Below are 20571 nucleotides of genomic sequence, written 5' to 3'. Positions count from 1 at the left end.
GGGGAAGTTTCATGTCAACTGTACAAGTACCGAAATTAAATACGAAAGATCTTTTAACACTAGAAGAATTAACGAAAGAAGAAATTATTTCTTTAATTGAGTTCGCTATATATTTAAAAAAGAATAAGCAAGAGCCTTTATTACAAGGCAAAATATTAGGGCTTATTTTTGATAAGCATTCCACTCGTACTCGTGTATCTTTTGAAGCGGGAATGGTACAACTCGGGGGACATGGTATGTTTTTAAGTGGGAAAGAGATGCAAATGGGAAGAGGAGAAAGCGTTTCAGATACTGCAAAAGTATTATCGCAGTATATTGACGGGATCATGATACGTACATTCTCACACGCGGATGTAGAAGAGCTTGCAAAAGAATCAAGTATTCCTGTTATTAACGGTTTAACGGATGATCATCATCCTTGTCAAGCATTGGCAGACCTTATGACGATATACGAAGAAACAAATACATTTAAAGGAATAAAATTGGCTTACGTAGGTGACGGAAATAATGTATGTCATTCATTGTTGCTAGCGAGTGCAAAAGTCGGAATGCATATGACTGTGGCAACGCCTGTAGGGTATGAACCGAATGAAGAGATTGTAAAAAAAGCGTTAGCAATTGCCAAGGAAACAGGAGCTGAAATTGAAGTTTTGCATGATCCTGAATTAGCGGTGAATGAAGCAGATTTCATTTATACTGACGTTTGGATGAGCATGGGGCAAGAGGGCGAAGAAGAGAAGTATACTTTATTTCAACCTTACCAAATCAATAACGAACTTGTTAAGCATGCGAAGCAAACATATCGTTTCTTACACTGTTTACCTGCCCATCGTGAAGAAGAAGTAACAGGAGAAATTATAGATGGACCGCAGTCTATCGTCTTTGAGCAAGCTGGTAATCGATTGCATGCTCAAAAAGCGTTATTAGTGAGTTTATTTAAAAATGTAGAAGAGCCTTCCTAAAAGGGAGGTTTTTTTATATTAAAATGTCGGATGTATATTTGGTTAACCATTTCGATATCATTTATAATAAAAGAGAAAACTAAATTTGTTTTTCAGAGTGTGTAAGGACATACTACATATAAAAATATAGTTAAAGAGATGATGAGGGTGAAAACAACTAAGAAAACATATTCGTTTTTCCAGCGGATGTGGAGAATATTAAAGTTTCAATATTATAAGTTGCTTCGATCGCCAGAAGGCGCAAAGAAAGTATCGTTAGGGTTTGCTATAGGATTCGGCTTAGAAATGTTAGTCATTTATACGGCATCGCTCGTATATGTAATATTTTATCCAATCGTCAGGTTAGCAAAGGGATCTTTTCCTGCGGCAGTTATTGGCAATATTATTGGGAAAATATCGTTTCTCCCAGTATTTTTATTTCCGCTTGCGTATGCGCTAGGAAAAATGATTTATCCATTTCATGTACAGAAAATTCATCATGAACCATTTACCATATCGGACTTGTTTTCAAGTCACATTTTTACGATATTAAAGAGCTTATTACAAAGTGAAGTGTATGTATTAATTGGAATGACGATTTTAGGAGTTGTGTTTGGTCTCATTTCATATTTCGTTGTGCATTATTTATACGAAAAGAACCGTAAGTTACGTTTGAAGAAAAGGAAGAAACGAGTGAGAGAACCACTTGTACAATTATAAACAATGTCACATTCATTTTCTCCTTTGAATATGTTTAAGAAAAAGGAGGAGAGGATAATGTATTATTATTACGTGCCTCAAGTATATCCATATGTAAATTATTATCCGGTTTATGATACGAGTAGACAACACGAATTATATCGGCAACAACAATTACAGCAATTATCACAAATACCACAATTACCAACACAACAGCCTACACAGGAAAAAAAACCATATTTAACAACATGGCCATATTCCAATGTATACTATGGTAATTATTACGAATCATAAAGCTGCTTCTATTTAGAAGCAGCTTTATACGTTTGTTTTCAAAATTAAATTTTGAATGGTTTGAAGAGAATGAATGAGCTTTTCGCGCTCTTCCTCAGATAATGTTTGGAAATTTTCTTTTAGTTTGTCTAAAATGAATTGCTGATACTGATTTACTAATAATTTCCCTTCAGCTGTTAGAGAAATTAAAATGACCCGTCGATCTTTTTCGCTATAATGACGCTCTATTAGTTCTTCTTGAATAAGTTTGTTTAATAGAGGTGTCATGTTAGGCCGTGAAATCGCTAGCCGCTTGCCGATTTCGGAAACTGCTAATGTGCCGTTTTCATGCAAAAGCAGTAATACTTGTGTATGTGATGGCGGCATATGTCTTTGAGAAGAAAATTCTCCAGGAAGCATAAATTTGCGATAAAAAAGAGGCACTAGCGAAAGAAGATGATCAACAATACGTTCCCACTCGCGTGATTCCATATAAAGGCCCCCTTCCACTATCATTGTAACAAAAAAGACATGTTATAAAAATAGAATTGTTTCATGGTCGCTTTAATATTTGTAGGATAACACTTGCTTTGTAAATGTGTTGGCAATAATTGCATAGCCGTTATCATTTGGGTGTACTTGGTCAAATAATAACTCTTTTTTATCATTCGATATTAATTTGCGAATTGGTAAAACGATAGATGGTTGATTTGCTTTGGAAATGGAATAAACAGATTCATTCCAGCCATCTAAAAACATATCTGCATAACTTGCGATGGAGTCATCGAGTTGTAACGGGTTATAGAGTTCTGAGAGAATGAGTAAAGCGTCCGGATTTTGATCTCGAACTGTCTTTACAATACTTTTTATATCCGCTTCAAAATGGGCTTTTTCTTTATTTAACATTTTTATACCATCTATAACACCAACATCACGATTTAAACGAAATAAATTATTTCCTCCAATATTAATTGTAATTATATTTGCTGCTCTAATTTTTTCCTTTACATCTTCTGATTGAACTTTTTTAGCGAGAAGATCTGTTGTAAGACCGTTTACCCCAAGGTTTTCTACTGTAATTGGTTTATGAATTTGTGCTTCTATTTGCTTAGAAGCTAATTCAGCAAATCCACCTTGTGTCGATCCATATCCTTTAGCGAGTGAATCACCTAATACAAGATGATAAAAAGATTCGTTTGTTTGCTTATCAATCCAATTTGGGGCAGATGTTTTTTCTGTTTTTTCTTCAGATTCATTTTGTTTTGTCTCGTCGTTCTTTTCAAAATAAGAATAAGAAATGATCAGAAGGAGGAGACAAACAATTGTTAAGATGACTTTTTTCATAAATTCATCCTCCTTGTAATTGGTAATTGTATCATATTCAGCAGTATTAGCAATGTAAGGGCATATTATATGTTTATGAAAAGTTTATAATAACTTTACAGAAAATTTGTTGAAGTTTGTCAAAAAATATTGACGATAGGAAAGAACTTTATATATGATAATGTCAGATAAGGTGAAACTTTAATGAGTGGGAGCTTTATTTCCTATTAATTAATAGTCTTCATCAATCGGGCGTTTAAGGGGACTACTCGTTAGCGCAGGGTGAAATGAAAATTGTGTCTCTAATAGAAGAAAAAAGGTATGTGGTTAGAGACAGATAGGGATTCATTTCATTATTTCTGGTAATTGTATAAGGGGGATTTTTTGTGAAAAAGTCAAAAAAAATGCTAGCTGGAGCAACTCTTGCGATTGGTGTTATAGCACCGCAAGTAATGCCAACAACAGCTCATGCAGATGAGAACACTGGGGAGAGTACAGTTAACTTACGAATTCTAGAAACATCAGATATTCACGTTAACTTAATGAATTACGATTATTATCAAACGAAAACAGATAATAAAGTAGGTCTCGTGCAAACTGCAACACTCGTTAATAAAGCACGTGAAGAAGCGAAAAACTCTGTCCTATTTGATGATGGAGATGCATTACAAGGGACACCGCTTGGAGATTATGTAGCAAATAAAATAAAAGATCCGAAGAATCCTGTGGATCCTAGTTATACACATCCATTATATCGTGTAATGAATTTAATGAAGTATGACGTCATCTCTCTTGGGAATCATGAATTTAACTACGGCTTAGACTATTTAAACAAAGTAATTAGTAAAACGGAATTCCCGGTTATTAACTCGAATGTTTATAAAGATGATCATGATAATAATGAAGCGAACGATGAAAATTATTTTAAACCATATCATATTTTAGAGAAAGAAGTAGTGGATGAAGCAGGCCAAAAACAAATAGTAAAAATTGGTGTAATAGGATTTGTCCCACCTCAAGTTATGAACTGGGATAAGGCAAATTTAGAAGGAAAAGTAAAAGCGAAAGATATTGTCAAAACAGCGAATAAATTAGTACCGAAACTGAAAAATGAGGAACATGCAGATATTGTCGTTGCACTAGCGCATTCAGGTGTTGATAAGAGTGGATACAACGAAGGAATGGAAAATGCATCATATCATTTAGCAACACAAGTTCCTGGCGTAGATGCAGTATTAATGGGACATTCACATACTGAAGTGAAGGATGTATTTAATGGTGTTCCAGTTGTAATGCCTGGTGTTTTTGGTAGTAACTTAGGTATTATTGATATGCAATTGAAAAAGGTAAACGGAAAATGGGAAGTACAAAAAGATCAATCTAAGCCACAACTTCGCCCGATTGCTAATAGTAAAGGTACCCCATTAGTAGAATCTGATCAAAAATTAGTTAATGAAATTAAAGATGAGCATCAAGCGACAATCGACTATGTAAATACACCTGTAGGTGAAACGAAAGCACCAATTAATAGTTATTTTTCATTAGTACAAGATGATCCTTCCGTACAAATTGTGACAAATGCGCAAAAATGGTATGTAGAACAAGAACTTAAAAAACCAGAGTACGAAAAGATTAAAGATATTCCGGTTTTATCTGCAGGCGCACCATTTAAAGCAGGTGGCCGAAACGGTGCTACATATTATACGGATATTCCAGCTGGAACGTTAGCAATTAAAAACGTTGCAGATTTATACGTGTATCCAAATACGTTATATGCTGTAAAAGTAAATGGGGCACAAGTGAAAGAATGGCTTGAAATGTCTGCAGGTCAGTTTAATACAATTGATCCAAAGAAAACAGAAGAACAGCCATTAGTAAATATAGGCTATCCTACATATAACTTCGATATTTTAGATGGCTTAAAATACGAAATTGATGTAACACAACCGGCGAAATACGATAAAGATGGAAAAGTTGTAAATGCAAATGCTAATCGTATTGTAAATATGACATATGAAGGTAAGCTAGTAGCTGACAAGCAAGAGTTCATCGTCGCTACAAATAACTATCGTGGAAGTAGCCAAACGTTCCCAGGTGTAAGTAAAGGGGAAGTTGTATACCAATCACAAGATGAAACACGTCAAATCATTGTGAAGTATATGCAAAAAATAAAAGATATTGATCCAGCAGCTGATCAAAATTGGACATTTAAACCGATTGTTGCAGATAAATTAAATACAACATTTGATTCTTCACCAAATGCACAAAAGTATATAAAGAAAGATGGAAAGATGTCATATGTTGGACCATCTGAAAATGAATTTGCGAAATATGCAATTGATATAACGAAGAAAAATGATGATAAAGAAACTGGTGAAGGAAATCCAACGACACCGCCAACAGGTGGTGGAGAAAATCCGACGACACCGCCAACAGGTGGGGGAGAAAATCCAACAACACCGCCAACAGGTAATGGAGAAAACCCAACACCACCAACAGAAGAAGGTAATAATGGTAATGAACCAAAACAAGATGGAAACAATACTGGATCTGGACAAACTACAACAGATGATCAAAATACAAAAGAAACAACAACAACTGTAAGTGAAAATAAAGAAGCTGAAAAAGATGAACGTGATTTACCGAAAACAGGTGCAAGTATTGCTTCTACAATTGGAGCTGGTCTTGCGTTTGTTGGAGCGGGATTACTTATGTTATTTAGAAAAAAGAAAGCGAATAGATAGTCGAGAAATATAAAAAGGATTACCGATTTGGTAATCCTTTTTGTTATATTATGAAACTGGTACTGCTTTTTCTTTTTTCCATGAAAGACCGAATCCAGTAAAGCCGACGATAATGGTTACGACTGGACACGCTAAACAGAAGATTGCGTATGGCAGGTAATCGAATGTTGGAACGCTAAGAACGTTTGTTAAGAATACGCCACTTACACCCCATGGTACGAGTGGATTAATTACTGTACCAGCATCTTCTAATACTCGTGATAAATTACGACGTTCTAAACCGACTTCATCGTATTTATTAGCAAATGCTTGTCCTGTTAAAACGATGGATAAGTACTGCTCACCGAGTAAGAAGTTTACACCAATTGCAGTTGAAGCAGTAGAAATAATTAAGCGTGTACTAGTTTTTACGAAGCTAGAGATAATATTCATCAGCTGCGCTATAATACCCATTCCTTGTAATAATCCTCCCATACAAAGAGCTAGAAAAATAAGAGCAATTGACATCATCATACTTTGCAGGCCACCGCGAGATAATAAGCTATCAATATCTTTGATACCAGTTTTAGAAACGTAACCGTCTTGCATAATTTTTATTAAATCAGCTAAAGAAGTGCTAGGTTTAAAAATAAAGAGAATAATAATCCCTACCACAATTCCTGCAAGTAATGTTGGAACTGCAGGTACCTTTTTAAATGCGAATAGGAACAGTAATAAAATAGGAATAAGTGTAACGATAGAAATCGTTGCATTTTTTTCTAATGTGTTAATAAATGCTGAGAAATCAACGTTTCCATCAGATCCGCTTCCTAAAATGAAAAATGCGATAAAAGCAATAATGAAAGCTGGCACTGTTGTCCAAAGCATGTTACGAATATGTTCAAATAAATCTACACCCGTTACAGCAGGCGCTAAGTTTGTTGTATCAGATAAAGGAGACATTTTATCTCCGAAGAATGCACCAGAAATAATTGCACCAGCAATAAGAGCTGGATCGTATCCAAGGGCAGTACCCATTCCCATAAAGGCAAGTCCTACAGTTGCAGCAGTTGTAAAAGCACTACCGATACTCGTTCCAACAATTGCACAAACAACAAAAACAGTTGGAACGAAAATTTTTGGAGATACAAGTTGGAAGCCGTATACCATTAAAGTCGGAATAGTTCCAGCTGCGATCCAAACGCTAATTAATACGCCTACAAGTAAGAAAATAAATATAGATGGAATACCAGCTGAAATACTACTAATCATCCCTTTCTCCATAGTAGACCAAGAGATTCTCTTCAAGAATCCAAATGCTAATAAAAGAACGATACCAAATAAAATTGGGATGTGTGGTGAAACTTCTAATTGAATAACACTAAAACCAATACAGAAAAAGATAAAAATTGTTAAAAGAACAGACTCAATTTTTGAAACCATTGTTTTCCCCTCCTAAGTAATATGAAATAGCTCTTTTTTATATAAAATTCGCCAATATTGTATATTTCCTTCTAAATTTTAGAATTTTGTGACAAATTACCGGTAATTGTTTGTTCTTCTATATGATACGGAAATAATTGGATAAAAAAACGTCCCTGCATATAATTATGCAGGGACGAAGAAATCGCGGTACCACCCTAGCTTGTGAAATGAATGTATCACAAAATAAAGGGTCATATGATATGCGCTTATAAAATAAAAAACGCCCCTGCAATATATGCAGGGACGAAAAATTCGCGGTACCACCCTAAATTGTGAAACAGTGTCGTTTCACCACTCTTTAGACATAACGGTCTATAACCGTCTTTCACTACTCCTCACGTTTCGTAAAAGAAGCTCCAGGGGGTAATTCATAATTCGCTCTGTACTGGTTCGCACCGACCACCAGCTCTCTGAAATCAGAAATCGAAATACTACTAAATCCTATCAACGCCGATTCATATGATGTTAGTTAAATTTTTATCATATTTTCATCTTACATGTCAATAAAAATATTAAATGTTTTTTTAGGGAAATAAAGGATAATTGTTTTTAATGCTGTAAAAATGTACGTTATAATGAATTTGAAAGGGGGAGGAAAGAGTGAAGAAAAAAATAATTCTTTTTACCACTTTATTAGTTATTGGAGGAAGTGCTGGAATTTACACAGCTTTTGCGGCTGAATCAGAGCAGCTGAAACAAAAGCAAATACAACAATCAGAAGTGAAGAAAGTAAAAGAAATAGAAGAGAAGAAATCAATGGAAAAAACAGCAGAGAAACTAGGAGTTTCTACAGAGGGAAAAACAAAAGAAGAGATTACGAAAGAAGTAAATACCGCTAGGTTTGAGAAGCGTCATGATTTATTAATTGAGCACGCTAAGCAACTTGGAATTGATACAGAGTGGAAAAAAGATGAAGAAATTATTTTAGAAATTGGAAAGATACAGCATGGAAAGTAGAACAACTTATCGTATGATAAGTTGTTCTTTTTTAAGAACTATTTGATTTTAAAATAATTGACAGTCATTCAGATTTAATGTTAACTGTATTTATAAACAAGTTAACATTAGGGGTGACAATTGTGACAATAAATAGTAAAACGATTGAAAAATCATCTTATACATATGAAGAATTAGCAGAGAAAAATAAAGCTTACGTATGGCACCCATTTACACAAATGAAAGATTATTTAGAAGAAGATCCTGTCATTATTGAACGTGGAGAGGGAAGAAAGCTATACGATGTAAATGGTAATGAATATTGGGATGGTGTTTCATCTATATGGTTAAATGTTCACGGACATCAAGTACCGGAATTAGATGAAGCAATTCGTGAGCAATTAAATAAAATTGCTCATTCTACTATGTTAGGACTTGCTAACGTTCCATCTATTTTATTAGCAGAAAAAATTATTGAGGTTGTACCAGATGGATTGAAGAAGGTATTCTATTCTGATTCAGGTTCTACCGCTGTTGAAATTGCAATTAAGATGGCTTTCCAATATTGGCAGCATAAAGGGAAACGAAAGAAACAAAGATTCGTTACATTAAAAGAAGCATATCACGGTGATACAATTGGAGCTGTTTCGGTAGGAGCAATAGACTTGTTTCACCAAGTGTATAGTTCGCTCTTATTTGATGCGATTAAAATGCCGTATCCATATACATATCGTTCTCCTTACGGAAATAATAGGGAGGAAATTGTAAAAAGCCATTTAGAAGAAATGGAAGAATTGTTGAAAGAAAAGCATGAAGAAGTAGCTGCCATCATTGTGGAGCCATTAATGCAAGGTGCTGGCGGGATGATTACAATGCCAAAAGGATATTTAAAAGGACTGCGCGATTTATGTACTAAGTACAATGTATTATTTATTACAGATGAGGTAGCGACTGGATTTGGGCGTACAGGGAAAATGTTTGCGTGTGAACATGAAAATGTGACGCCAGACATTTTAACTGCTGGGAAAGGTTTAACAGGTGGATATTTACCAATTGCAGTTACGGTAACGACGGATGAAATATATAATGCCTTCTTAGGAGAATATGAAGAACAAAAAACATTTTTCCATGGACATAGCTACACAGGCAATCCGTTAGGGTGTGCCGTAGCAATCGCGAATTTAGAGCTATACGAAAAAACAAATTTAATAGAAGAAGTGGCACATAAAACGGATTATGTGGCAGCGCAATTAGAAAAGCTCTTTGCGTATAAACATGTAGGTGATATTCGTCAGTGCGGATTAATGGTTGGTATTGAGCTTGTGAAGAATAAGGAAACGAAAGAAGCGTTTGACTGGACAGAAAGAGTCGGTGTTCAAGTATGTAAACGCGCAAGAGAGCTGGGTATGATCTTGCGACCGCTCGGTAATACGATTGTATTTATGCCACCTCTTGCTTCTACAATTGAGGAGATTGATGATATGTTACGTATTTTGTATAAAGCAATCTCGGATGTTACGGAGGGAGAATAATGCGCGGTTTTTTTATAACAGCAACAGATACTGAAGTGGGGAAAACTGTCGTTGCCGGTGCATTAGCCGGTGTATTTAGAGAATTGGGATATAACATCGGAGTATATAAACCGTTGCAAAGTGGGCATGTTGCATCAAACCCTGAGGGAGATGCGGCAAGGTTAAAAGCATTATCAGGTGTGCCGACACAAGAAAATGAAATTTGCCCTTATTCTATTGAAGCACCACTTGCTCCGAGACTTGCCATGAAAAGAGCTGGAAGAGTAGTAAAGTTAAAAGAAATTACTGATTACTATAATGAACTATTAAAAGAGTTTAATAGCTTATTTGTAGAAGGGGCAGGTGGGCTTGCTGTCCCATATACAGAAGATGCTTTAGTAATTGATTTTGCAAAAGAATTACAGTTGCCTCTTATTGTAGTAGCTCGTCCTACATTAGGAACAGTAAATCATACAGTGTTAACGATTGCTTATGCAAAGGCGCATGGCTTAACCGTAGCGGGTGTCATTTTATCAGGTTGCAAAGAATGTGAAATGGAAAGAGTGCAAGAAAATAAAGAGATGATTGAAGAGCTGAGCGGGGTACCAGTTTTAGGATTATTACCATTCTTTGAAGGTGAGTTTACGAAAGAAGAAGTATTAGAATCTGCAAAAGAACATATTATGATTTCAAAATTAGAGGAGTTTATCCAAAATGAATCAAACGTGGCGGGCGCACCTTCAATGTAAATTACAACAATTACATGAGCAAGGGCAGTATCGTGATTTGCATGTAACAGAGAAGGCAGAAGAGACTTGGCTTATTCGAGATAAAAAAAGGATGTTAAATTTAGCGTCAAATAATTATTTAGGGTTAGCTGGAGATGAAAGGTTAAAAGAAGCTGCTATTGCCTGTACAAAAAGATATGGAACTGGAGCGACTGCCTCTCGTCTCGTTGTAGGAAATCATCCATTATATGAAGAGGTTGAGAGAATCATATGTGACTGGAAAGGTACTGAAAGAGCTTTAATTGTAAATAGTGGGTATACGGCAAATATAGGTGCCATATCTTCTTTGGCCTCTCGGCACGATATTGTTTTTAGTGACAAGTTAAATCACGCAAGTATTGTTGATGGAATCATATTAAGCGGGGCAGAGCATAAAAGGTATCGTCATAATGATTTGGATCATTTAGAGAAGCTGTTGAAAATGGCTTCGCCTGAAAGCAGAAAATTAATCGTAACAGATACCGTTTTTAGTATGGATGGTGATACTGCGTATTTGAGAGATTTAGTACAGCTGAAAGAGAAATACGGGGCAATCATTATAGTCGATGAAGCACATGCGAGTGGAATATATGGAATCGGCGGAGCTGGGTTATCTCATATAGAAAAAAATCTTGCTCAAAAAATTGATATACATATGGGGACGTTTAGCAAGGCTTTAGGGTGTTATGGTGCGTATTTGACAGGTGATGAAATTTATATAGAGTATTTACAAAATATGATGAGAAGCTTTATTTTTACTACAGCTTTACCACCAAGTACGTTAGGAGCAGTGCAAAAAGCAATTGAAATTGTAAAAGAAGATAACGAAAGAAGAGAGAACCTTATAGCAAACGGAGAATACTTCAGAACTAAATTAAGGGATGCTGGTTTTGATATTGGGAATAGTTCAACTCATATTGTACCGATTGTAGTCGGTTCAAATGAACATGCTTTACGATTTAGTAAAAGGTTGCAAGAGGTAGGGATTGCGGCCATTGCAATTCGTCCGCCAACTGTGCCGGTTCATAGTTCTCGAATTCGCTTTGCAGTTACATCGCAACATACAATAGCTGATTTAAAATGGGCTATTGACCGAATTATTCACATTGCGAAAGAAGAGGAGATTTTCGTATGAACGAGCTAAAGATTATTTTTATCCCCGGATGGGGAATGGAAGAGAATATTTGGGATTTAGTACTTCCGTATTTTAAAGGATATCCTGTTGAATGCGTAGATTGGCGTAATGTGAAAGAACGAAGTGAATTTGCGGAACGAATTATAGATGTAGCGCATAACGACAACGTAATTTTAGTTGGATGGTCACTAGGAGCGTTAGCAGCAGTTGAAGCTTATAAAAAGATTCAGGCAAAAGGCATCGTATTAATTGGTGGGACTGCTAAATTTACAAATACGAGCGACTATAGTAATGGATGGAATGCTTTGCATGTAGAACGGCTGAAAAGGAATTTGGCGAGAAGGAGAGAGGATACGCTCAAGCGTTTTTATGAAAATATGTTTACGAAAGATGAGCTAAAAGGGAATAAAAACTTTGAAGACATTGTAGACCGTTTTAAAGGTGATTCTATTCAGTCTTTACAACTAGGTTTGGATTATTTAATAGAAACAGATATGAGAGAAGAACTAAAAGAAATTAAAGTACCTATACTACTTATTCACGGAGAACAGGATGTAATATGCCCATTGTCTGCGGCACGTAGTATGACGGAGAATAGCAGCAGCGAGCTGAAAGTAGTAAGTGAAGCAGGGCATGCATTATGTGTAACGAATTTTGAATATTGTGCAAATGAGATAATTCAATTTGTAGAGGGGATACGACATGATCAACAAAACGTTACTACAAAAACGGTTTAATGGGGCAGCCGTATCTTACGATCGATATGCAAATGTACAAAAAAAGATGGCACATTCATTACTTTCAATCTTAAAGGAACGATATAGTGAAACGGCATCAATACGTATTTTAGAACTGGGATGCGGGACGGGGTATGTAACAGAGCAATTATCAAAGTTATTTCCGAAAGCACATATTACAGCAGTTGATTTTGCTGAAAGTATGATTGCGATTGCGCAAACTAAACAAAATGTAAAAAATGTAACGTTTCACTGTGAAGATATTGAGCAATTACGATTAGAAGAATCATATGATGTCATTATTTCAAATGCTACATTTCAATGGTTAAATAATTTACAACAAGTGTTAAGAAATTTATTTCAACATTTGTCTATAGATGGGATATTACTCTTTTCAACGTTTGGACATGAAACATTTCAAGAATTGCATGCTTCGTTCCAACGTGCGAAAGAAGAAAGAAATATAAAAAATGAAACATCGATTGGTCAACGTTTTTATTCAAAAGATCAGTTGCTTCATATATGTAAGATAGAAACAGGGGATGTGCATGTTTCTGAAACATGTTACATAGAGAGTTTTACAGAAGTTAAGGAGTTTCTGCATTCTATTCGAAAAGTAGGAGCAACTAATAGCAATGAAGGATCATATTGTCAAAGTCCCTCACTCTTTCGTGCGATGCTACGCATATACGAAAGAGACTTCACGGGAAATGAAGGGATAATGGCAACGTATCATGCTTTATTTATACACATAACAAAAGAGGGGAAGAGATGAAATGAAACAAGTACAAACAAAAAGGGATTGGAAAAAACTTGCATACGACGTAGTGGAAGAGAAAATGATTACGAAAGAAGATGCAATAGCGATATTAGAAGCTGATGATACAGAAGTTTTAGAAATTATGAATGCAGCTTACATTATTCGCCATCATCACTTTGGTAAGAAAGTAAAATTGAATATGATTATTAATACGAAATCTGGATTATGTCCTGAAGATTGTGGATATTGCTCACAGTCTATTATTTCAGAAGCACCAATTGATAAATATGCATGGTTAACGCAGGAGAAGATTGTAGAAGGGGCACATGAAGCAATACGCCGTAAAGCAGGTACATATTGTATTGTAGCGTCTGGTCGTCGTCCAACGGATAAAGAGGTAAATCACGTAATTGGAGCAGTTAAGGAAATTCGTGAAACGACAGACTTGAAGATTTGTTGTTGTTTAGGTTTCTTAAATGAAGATCAAGCAGGACGTTTAGCGGAAGCAGGCGTGCACCGTTATAATCACAACTTAAATACACATGCAAATAATTACGATAGTATTTGTTCAACTCATACGTATGATGATCGTGTTGATACAGTTCAAAAAGCAAAACAAGCTGGTATTTCACCATGCTCTGGAGCAATTTTTGGCATGGGAGAAACAATTGAAGAGCGTGCTGAAATTGCATTTGAATTACAACGTATAGATGCAGATTCTATCCCTTGTAATTTCCTTGTTGCTGTAAAGGGGACACCTCTTGAAGGGCAAAAAGAGTTAACGCCAGTAGAATGTTTAAAAGTACTTGCAATGATGCGTTTTGTAAACCCAACAAAAGAAATTCGTATTTCAGGAGGACGTGAAATCAATTTACGTTCTGTACAGCCAATCGGTTTATTTGCAGCAAATTCTATTTTTGTCGGGGACTACTTAACGACAGCTGGACAAGAGCCGACTGCGGACTGGGGTATGATTGCAGATTTAGGATTTGAGATTGAAGAATGTGCATTATAAGATAGATGAAAAAGCAAACTTGTAAAAGGGTTTGCTTTTTTTGTAAATAAAATGTAATAAATAGTTGTGAACGCTTGATATTATTGGTTTTTGAGCGAAAAAAAGAATTTTTGTGGACGAATTTTCCAAGCCCTAGTTGTACATAGTAAATATGTAATTTATATTGGGTTGGAGGATTTTACATGTACAAATACATATTAGCGATTATGACTTGTTTAATTTTAATAAAAGCAATAAGTTCTGATCCAGTTAAGGCTGCTGAAAATCCTGAACAAAAAGAGATGCAACAAAGAATCGAACAACACTTTCGAACGAAAGCTGAACATTTTGGATTGAAAACGGAAGGAAAAGATTTAAAGGAAGTTAGAAAAGAAATTACTATTATAGAAGAAGCGAAAAAAAGAGAGAATGTATGGAGAACAGCACAAGCTCTTCATATAAAAACAGAAGGAAAAACGATGAATGAATTAATAAAAGATGTACAAAAAAAGGTGAAAAAATAAAAAGAGGCCGCAGCCTCTTTTTTTTATGTCCATTGTTTTGATAAGTGAGCCATTTCAATTGCAGCAACAGCTGATTCATATCCTTTATTACCAGCTTTCGTACCTGCGCGTTCAATCGCTTGTTCAATTGTTTCTGTCGTTAATACGCCGAAAATAACTGGGATGTCCATTTGTAGTGATAAAGACGCAACACCTTTTGCTACCTCATTACAAACGTAATCGTAGTGTGTTGTAGCACCTCGGATTACAGTACCTAATGTAATAACAGCATCATACTTTCCGCTACTAGCCATCTTTTTAGCGATTAAAGGAATTTCAAATGCACCAGGAACCCAAGCAACATCAATATCACTTTCTTCTACACCGTGACGCTTTAATCCGTCTAAAGCTCCGCCAAGTAACTTACTTGTAATAAATTCGTTAAAACGTCCAACAACAACTCCAACTTTTAATCCTGTACCAACTAAATGACCTTCGAATACCATAATAAATCTCTCCTTTAATTATAAGTTTAGTAAGTGTCCTAATTTATTTACTTTCGTTTGTAAATACGATTTATTTTCTTCTTTTGCCGGCATTTGCAACGGTACACGCTCGACTACTTCTAAATCGTAACCTTGTAAGCCAGCAATTTTTCTTGGGTTATTCGTTAATAATCGTAAGCTTTGTAAACCTAAATCTTTTAATATTTGAGCACCGATACCGTAATCACGAAGATCAGCAGGGAAGCCGAGTTTTTCATTTGCTTCTACAGTATCGAATCCTTCTTCTTGTAATTTATAAGCGCGAAGCTTATTAAGAAGCCCAATGCCTCTTCCTTCTTGTCTCATATAAAGAAGAACACCTTTTCCTTCACGCTCAATTTGAGCAAGTGCTGCATGGAGTTGTGGTCCGCAATCGCAGCGATGTGAACCGAATACATCTCCTGTTAAGCATTCAGAATGAACACGTACAAGTACCGGTTCACCTGTTGAAATATCACCTTTTACAAGTGCGATATGTTCTTTCGTATCTAATGAGTTAGAATAGCCAATTGCGTGGAAAGTACCGAAATCTGTAGGTAATGTAATTTCCACTTCTCTCGTCACAAGTGTTTCATGATGGCGGCGATAAGCAATTAAATCTTCTATTGTAATCATTTTTATATCAAATTGTTTTGCACATTCTATTAAATCAGGTACACGTGCCATCGTGCCGTCCTCATTTATAATTTCGCAAATAACTCCAGCTGGTTCGGCACCGCATAGCTTTGCTAAATCAACAGCAGCTTCTGTATGACCTGCACGACGCAGGACACCGCCTTCTTTCGCAATTAATGGAAAGATATGTCCAGGTCGATTGAAATCAGCGCCTTTTGATGCGGGGTTTAACAATTCTTGTATCGTAGTTGCACGTTCGTGAGCGCTAATCCCTGTTGTTGTAGAAACATGGTCAATGCTCACTGTAAACGCAGTATGATGTGAATCTGTATTATGAGATACCATTGGTTCTAATTGTAGACGTTCTGCGTACCCTGCTGTAATCGGTACACAAACGAGACCACGGCCATGTGTAATCATAAAATTAATTGTTTCTGGTGTAATGTACTCTGCTAAAGCAATAAAATCGCCTTCATTTTCTCGGTTTTCATCATCACATACGATAACGACTTTACCTTGTTTTAAATCTTCTAGAGCTTCTTCAATACGATGAAACATTGTGCTTCCCCCTTATAGAAATCCGTTTTCTTGTAAAAAGCTTTCAGTCATTGAACCTACTCGTTTTGTAGGTTTAGTAATAAAGCGTTCGATATATTTACCAATCATGTCACACTCAATGTTTACGATATCTCCGGCATTTTTTTCTCCAATGACAGACTCGCTTACTGTGTGCGGGATGAGTGAAATCGTTATGGAAGATTCGTCTATATCAAATATCGTTAAACTCGTTCCATCAACAGCAATGGACCCTTTCTGCAAACAATAGCGCAGCAGTTCATCAGAAATTGCTATTTTGTAATAGACGGCATTGTAATGTTGTTTTTTATTTAAAATCGTTCCGATGCCATCAATATGTCCTGAAACGAAATGTCCACCGAATCGTCCATTTGCAGCCATTGCTCGCTCTAAATTTACTTTAGAGTGCGGTTTAAGCATGCGAAGTGATGTCGACTGCATCGTTTCAGGCATTGCATCAACTGTAAATGAAGTAGTTGTAAAGCTTGTTACAGTTAAGCAAATGCCGTTAACAGCGATACTATCACCTAAGTGAACATCTGATAAAATTTTGTTTGCATGAATCGTTAATTTCATCGCTTCTCCGCTTTGTTGCATGTTTGCTATCGTTCCTAATTCTTCTACAATTCCTGTAAACATTTCGTCACCTCGTTTCGGGCATTCGCAACGATTTTTATATCATCACCAATTTGTTTCATCTCTTGAATTTTCAAGGAAAGCGCATCTTGTAATTTTGAAAAACCATTTCCTCCAAATAAAGTAGGAGCATCTTTCCCACCAATTAATTTCGGACTTATATAGGTTACAATTTCATTAAAATTGTTTGTTTTTAAGAAACTTGCATGAATCGATTGGCCACCTTCAACGAATAGAGAAAGAATTTGTTTCTCTCCAAGAAAGGAAAGAAGGTCTTCGATTTCTATATACTTCGTTTCCGTTTGGAATATAGCTATATTTTTAGATTCATAAGAAGATATCTTCTCTTTCTTTACATCCTTACCGACAATAATCCACGTCGGTGCTAAACCATCTGTTATGACATGAGAAGATGGTGGCGTTCGTAAATGGGTATCTAAAATAACGCGAATAGGATGTTTCCCACCATTTGGAATTCTTGTTGTTAAATGAGGATTATCAGCTATAACTGTATTCACTCCAACAAGAATTGCATCATGTGTATGGCGATATTGGTGAACATCAGCACGTGCTTGTTCACCTGTAATCCACTTACTTTCACCAGTTACAGTTGCTGTTTTTCCATCTAAGCTCATCGCTGTTTTGATTGTTACAAAAGGGCGTTTCGTTTTCATGTAGTGAAAAAAGTAGCGATTTAATAAAACTGCTTCTGCTTCAAGAACACCGGTAGTTACTTCAATTCTAGCTTCCTCTAATCTTCTTTTTCCGTTACCAGAAACGAGCGGATTACAATCGAGAGTAGCAATTACAACACGCTTAACTCCTCTTTCGATGAGCAATTCACAGCAAGGTGGTGTTTTTCCAAAGTGGCTACACGGTTCCAGTGTTACATAAACGGTAGCGTCTTTGGCGTTCTGACCAGCCATTTGAAGGGCATGAACTTCTGCGTGTTCTTCACCAGCTCGTAAATGAGCCCCCATACCAACGATGTTTCCATCTTTTACAACAACAGCACCAACCATAGGATTTGGACTTGTTTGTCCTGATGTTCCTTCTGCTAACTGCAGGGCAATCCTCATATATTCTTGATCTGTCATTTTCTTCACCTCTCCAAAAAAAATCAAAAAACCCCAAGGATTTAATATCCTTGGGGTTTGGGAGACGTGATTTCTAGAAATATAGTTTGAATACGAAAGCATAGGAAAGAAACCTAACGATAATTGATATTTCTGTATAAGGAAAAAACCTAGCAAAATATCGAATTTTTAAACGCTAGTTGTCTCTTTTTATTTCAGTATAAAAAATAAGTATAGAAAATTAAACATATATAAAGAATCAAAATGAATCTTTAAAAATATGCATACTGAAATAAAAGTGTATTCACTATATAAAAAACTAGAAACATATCCTTCTCCCATCCAGACTATACTGTCGGCCCTAGAGTTTCACTAGATCCACCGTTTTCGAGTTGAAAACGGGTCACGGACTTAGAAGTTTTCACTTCATCACCGCCGGTTGGGAATTTCACCCGACCCCGAAGGATGCTGTTTGCTCAAATTATAGCACAAAAAAAATAAAAGGCTAGTAAAAAATATTCGAATGTGAAGAATTGTGTGAAAATATATGCAGGCTGGAATGGAAATAAAAGTATTAGAAATGTTGTAAAGAGAAGGGATATAACGGAGTTGCTAAAAAGAAAAAACATGCACAAAAAAATGTGCATGTCACATGTAAAATTATTCTGCCTCTGGTGCTCTAACAACAGACTCGAATTTACCTTTATGCGAAGCGTCGCAATAAGGCATATTTTTTGATAAACCACAACGGCATAAAGAAAATGCCGGTTTTGCTGGGAATACATTCCCTTGTGAGTCGACTAATTCCACGTCCCCTGTAACGCGAAAAGAGCCATTATCATTTACTTTAATTTGTACTTTTGCCAACGTTATCCCTCCTTCCCAAACGCTTAATTTCATCATATAATCAAGGGAAGTGCTTGGCAATATAAAGTGAAACTTTAATTAGTGGGGGAGGCATCCCCCACTAATTATTAGTTGAACCAATCGGGCTTTTAGGGGCAGTTAATCTCCCACCTAACTTCTTTGTTTCAGCCGAATTTTGAGGTGGGAGTTTTACTGCCCGCAAATAGCGGGGAAAAAGAGCACTTTGTTTGAGAAAGAAGAGAGTGTTATAATAGTTTTCATAACTGACTAGAGTAAGGTGACGAGAGATGGATAAACAATTACATACATTACGAAACATTGCAAATGAGCGCACGTGGGCATCATTTTTGAATGATAATCATCCATATAGTTTGTTGCATTGGTCCATTGCAGGTGTAGGGCAAGAGGCAAAGGATGTTTGGTTACTGCAAGATGAAGTAACATTTCAAACGACAGAATTCCCAACGTTAGATGATGCAATGCAATGGATTTCTGAAAATATGGAACAAGTTACAGACGTTTTAGCGCAATAAAAAACAGGCTTATGCAAGCCTGTTTTTTGTTTCTTTCACATATGTGTTTAAAAATTGATCGACGGCTGCTTCGTACTCTTCTTTATTTTCGTTATAAGAGCAAGCGTGTGCACCGTGTTCTGCAATATAAAGTTGCTTATTATTTTCTTTCGCTTCATATAATGCTTTTGTCATATCAGCTAAAATATAGTCGTCATCTTTACTATGAATAAAGAGAACGGGATTGTTAATGTTTTTTATACAATCGATTGGTGAAACTTCACGAATTGTATAACCGTCACGAACTTTCAAAAATGCGTTTGCTAAAGGTAATAAAGGCCATTTTGGTAAATGGAATTCAACCTTTAAACGGTGCTGTAATTGTCCGTGAAAATCAGAGAAAGGACAATCTGCAATATAGAAATCAGCACCATCTTCTACAAATCCTGCGTATTGAAGAAGTGTTGCAGCTCCCATAGATTCACCATGAATACCAAGTGTAATATTGGTGCCAAAACGGTTTTTTAGCCAGTCAACTACGGATTTTAAATCATGTTTTTCATAGTATCCATAGCTTGTTGTTTTTCCGCCAGTTTTACCATGACGACGATGATCGTAAATGAGGACGTTATATCCCCTTTTTAAGAATAAGTTTGCATATTTTACAGAGTTTATTTTATTTACAGTTACACCGTGGCAAAAAACCATAAACTTATTGGTGGAATGACCAGCAGGAATGTAATATCCGTGAAGGTCGTATCCAAATTGTGAAGGGATATGAATTTCTTCTTTATGAAGAGCATCAAAATCCTCTATACGAAAATGTTTTTTCGTTTCTCTTTCGAGTACTTCTTCCTCTGTTTTTTTCTTTAAGTACATCACTTTATTTGTAAAGAAAATCCCAAGCGCAGTTATTGCACCTAGTATAGTAAACAATGCTGCAAAAAAACGTTTCAT

General features: G+C 36.0%; 22 protein-coding genes, 1 riboswitch and 1 other annotated feature. Of the genes, 13 read left to right on the top strand and 9 right to left on the bottom strand.

The features are described 5' to 3' along the window. Positions 1-11: 11 nt before the first annotated feature. From argF to MHB52_RS21425, 3 genes are all read left to right on the top strand, one after another. Positions 12-962 (top strand): ornithine carbamoyltransferase, encoded by a 951-nt coding sequence (argF, locus tag MHB52_RS21435; RefSeq protein ID WP_000108852.1) that lies wholly within the window; start codon positions 12-14, stop codon positions 960-962. 138 nt (positions 963-1100) lie between these two features. Then, positions 1101-1661 carry a DUF2062 domain-containing protein gene (locus MHB52_RS21430; protein ID WP_002005691.1) on the top strand — a complete coding sequence of 187 codons (561 nt, stop codon included), beginning with the start codon at positions 1101-1103 and terminating at the stop codon, positions 1659-1661. 57 nt (positions 1662-1718) lie between these two features. Further along, positions 1719-1934, top strand: coding sequence for a hypothetical protein (locus MHB52_RS21425; protein ID WP_016118598.1), 216 nt, complete (start codon positions 1719-1721; stop codon positions 1932-1934). 24 nt (positions 1935-1958) lie between these two features. Here the strand turns inward: MHB52_RS21425 and MHB52_RS21420 are convergent, their stop codons facing one another. Beyond that, on the bottom strand, positions 1959-2405 hold the full coding sequence (locus tag MHB52_RS21420) for a MarR family winged helix-turn-helix transcriptional regulator (protein ID WP_000445819.1): 447 nt from the start codon (positions 2403-2405) through the stop codon (positions 1959-1961). A gap of 72 nt (positions 2406-2477) precedes the next feature. Further along, on the bottom strand, positions 2478-3257 hold the full coding sequence (locus tag MHB52_RS21415; RefSeq protein WP_016118597.1) for a GDSL-type esterase/lipase family protein: 780 nt from the start codon (positions 3255-3257) through the stop codon (positions 2478-2480). Between the two features lie 365 nt (positions 3258-3622). Here MHB52_RS21415 and cpdB point away from each other — a divergent pair, with 365 nt between their 5' ends. Then, complete coding sequence (gene cpdB, locus MHB52_RS21410) at positions 3623-5980, top strand: bifunctional 2',3'-cyclic-nucleotide 2'-phosphodiesterase/3'-nucleotidase (RefSeq protein ID WP_061663467.1); 2358 nt, start codon at positions 3623-3625, stop codon at positions 5978-5980. 48 nt (positions 5981-6028) lie between these two features. On the opposite strand, the gene nhaC is transcribed toward cpdB, so the two are convergent. After that, positions 6029-7402, bottom strand: a complete 1374-nt coding sequence (gene nhaC / locus MHB52_RS21405; RefSeq protein ID WP_016118595.1) for a Na+/H+ antiporter NhaC — start codon at positions 7400-7402, stop codon at positions 6029-6031. Between the two features lie 278 nt (positions 7403-7680). Continuing rightward, positions 7681-7901: a binding site (T-box leader), on the bottom strand. A gap of 143 nt (positions 7902-8044) precedes the next feature. Between nhaC and MHB52_RS21400 the strand changes: the two genes are divergently transcribed. The 8 genes from MHB52_RS21400 (at position 8045) to MHB52_RS21365 (ending at position 14808) form a co-directional block, all read left to right on the top strand. Continuing rightward, positions 8045-8401, top strand: coding sequence for a hypothetical protein (locus MHB52_RS21400; protein WP_061663468.1), 357 nt, complete (start codon positions 8045-8047; stop codon positions 8399-8401). A gap of 77 nt (positions 8402-8478) precedes the next feature. Next, on the top strand, positions 8479-9912 hold the full coding sequence (bioA, locus tag MHB52_RS21395) for an adenosylmethionine--8-amino-7-oxononanoate transaminase (protein ID WP_016118593.1): 1434 nt from the start codon (positions 8479-8481) through the stop codon (positions 9910-9912). Continuing rightward, on the top strand, positions 9912-10640 hold the full coding sequence (gene bioD / locus MHB52_RS21390; RefSeq protein WP_001213931.1) for a dethiobiotin synthase: 729 nt from the start codon (positions 9912-9914) through the stop codon (positions 10638-10640). Before bioA ends, bioD begins: the two co-directional genes overlap by 1 nt. Then, complete coding sequence (gene bioF / locus MHB52_RS21385) at positions 10606-11793, top strand: 8-amino-7-oxononanoate synthase (RefSeq protein WP_061663469.1); 1188 nt, start codon at positions 10606-10608, stop codon at positions 11791-11793. The genes bioD and bioF overlap by 35 nt, the downstream gene beginning before the upstream one ends. Then, the gene (locus MHB52_RS21380; protein WP_001004164.1) at positions 11790-12530 is read left to right on the top strand and encodes an alpha/beta fold hydrolase; all 741 of its coding nucleotides are present in this window, start codon (positions 11790-11792) and stop codon (positions 12528-12530) included. The genes bioF and MHB52_RS21380 overlap by 4 nt, the downstream gene beginning before the upstream one ends. Next, positions 12496-13305 (top strand): malonyl-ACP O-methyltransferase BioC, encoded by an 810-nt coding sequence (gene bioC / locus MHB52_RS21375; RefSeq protein WP_000608903.1) that lies wholly within the window; start codon positions 12496-12498, stop codon positions 13303-13305. The genes MHB52_RS21380 and bioC overlap by 35 nt, the downstream gene beginning before the upstream one ends. 1 nt (position 13306) lies before the next feature. Next, positions 13307-14305, top strand: a complete 999-nt coding sequence (gene bioB, locus MHB52_RS21370) for a biotin synthase (protein ID WP_000815856.1) — start codon at positions 13307-13309, stop codon at positions 14303-14305. Positions 14306-14487: 182 nt separating this feature from the next. Continuing rightward, positions 14488-14808, top strand: coding sequence for a hypothetical protein (locus MHB52_RS21365; RefSeq protein ID WP_000280032.1), 321 nt, complete (start codon positions 14488-14490; stop codon positions 14806-14808). Positions 14809-14831: 23 nt separating this feature from the next. On the opposite strand, the gene ribH is transcribed toward MHB52_RS21365, so the two are convergent. From ribH to MHB52_RS21340, 5 genes are all read right to left on the bottom strand, one after another. Continuing rightward, positions 14832-15293 carry a 6,7-dimethyl-8-ribityllumazine synthase gene (gene ribH / locus MHB52_RS21360; protein WP_061663470.1) on the bottom strand — a complete coding sequence of 154 codons (462 nt, stop codon included), beginning with the start codon at positions 15291-15293 and terminating at the stop codon, positions 14832-14834. A gap of 18 nt (positions 15294-15311) precedes the next feature. After that, positions 15312-16505, bottom strand: a complete 1194-nt coding sequence (ribBA, locus tag MHB52_RS21355; RefSeq protein WP_000468983.1) for a bifunctional 3,4-dihydroxy-2-butanone 4-phosphate synthase/GTP cyclohydrolase II — start codon at positions 16503-16505, stop codon at positions 15312-15314. A 12-nt stretch (positions 16506-16517) separates the two neighbouring features. Then, positions 16518-17162, bottom strand: a complete 645-nt coding sequence (ribE, locus tag MHB52_RS21350; protein ID WP_000493915.1) for a riboflavin synthase subunit alpha — start codon at positions 17160-17162, stop codon at positions 16518-16520. Next, positions 17144-18256, bottom strand: coding sequence for a bifunctional diaminohydroxyphosphoribosylaminopyrimidine deaminase/5-amino-6-(5-phosphoribosylamino)uracil reductase RibD (gene ribD, locus MHB52_RS21345; RefSeq protein ID WP_061663471.1), 1113 nt, complete (start codon positions 18254-18256; stop codon positions 17144-17146). Before ribD ends, ribE begins: the two co-directional genes overlap by 19 nt. Positions 18257-18561: 305 nt before the next feature. Continuing rightward, a riboswitch (FMN riboswitch) is annotated at positions 18562-18705 on the bottom strand. A gap of 190 nt (positions 18706-18895) precedes the next feature. Continuing rightward, positions 18896-19102, bottom strand: a complete 207-nt coding sequence (locus tag MHB52_RS21340; RefSeq protein ID WP_001151582.1) for a CDGSH iron-sulfur domain-containing protein — start codon at positions 19100-19102, stop codon at positions 18896-18898. 287 nt (positions 19103-19389) lie between these two features. Between MHB52_RS21340 and MHB52_RS21335 the strand changes: the two genes are divergently transcribed. Beyond that, the gene (locus tag MHB52_RS21335; RefSeq protein WP_000360793.1) at positions 19390-19635 is read left to right on the top strand and encodes a DUF2552 family protein; all 246 of its coding nucleotides are present in this window, start codon (positions 19390-19392) and stop codon (positions 19633-19635) included. A gap of 9 nt (positions 19636-19644) precedes the next feature. On the opposite strand, the gene MHB52_RS21330 is transcribed toward MHB52_RS21335, so the two are convergent. Beyond that, entirely contained in the window at positions 19645-20571 is a 927-nt protein-coding gene (locus MHB52_RS21330) for an alpha/beta hydrolase (protein WP_016118590.1), read from the bottom strand.

Origin of the sequence: Bacillus sp. FSL K6-0073, assembly GCF_038006085.1 — a bacterium.
Lineage (GTDB): Bacteria > Bacillota > Bacilli > Bacillales > Bacillaceae_G > Bacillus_A > Bacillus_A cereus.
The sequence above is the reverse complement of the archived record's forward strand: the minus strand, read 5'-3'. Positions and strand labels throughout refer to the sequence as shown.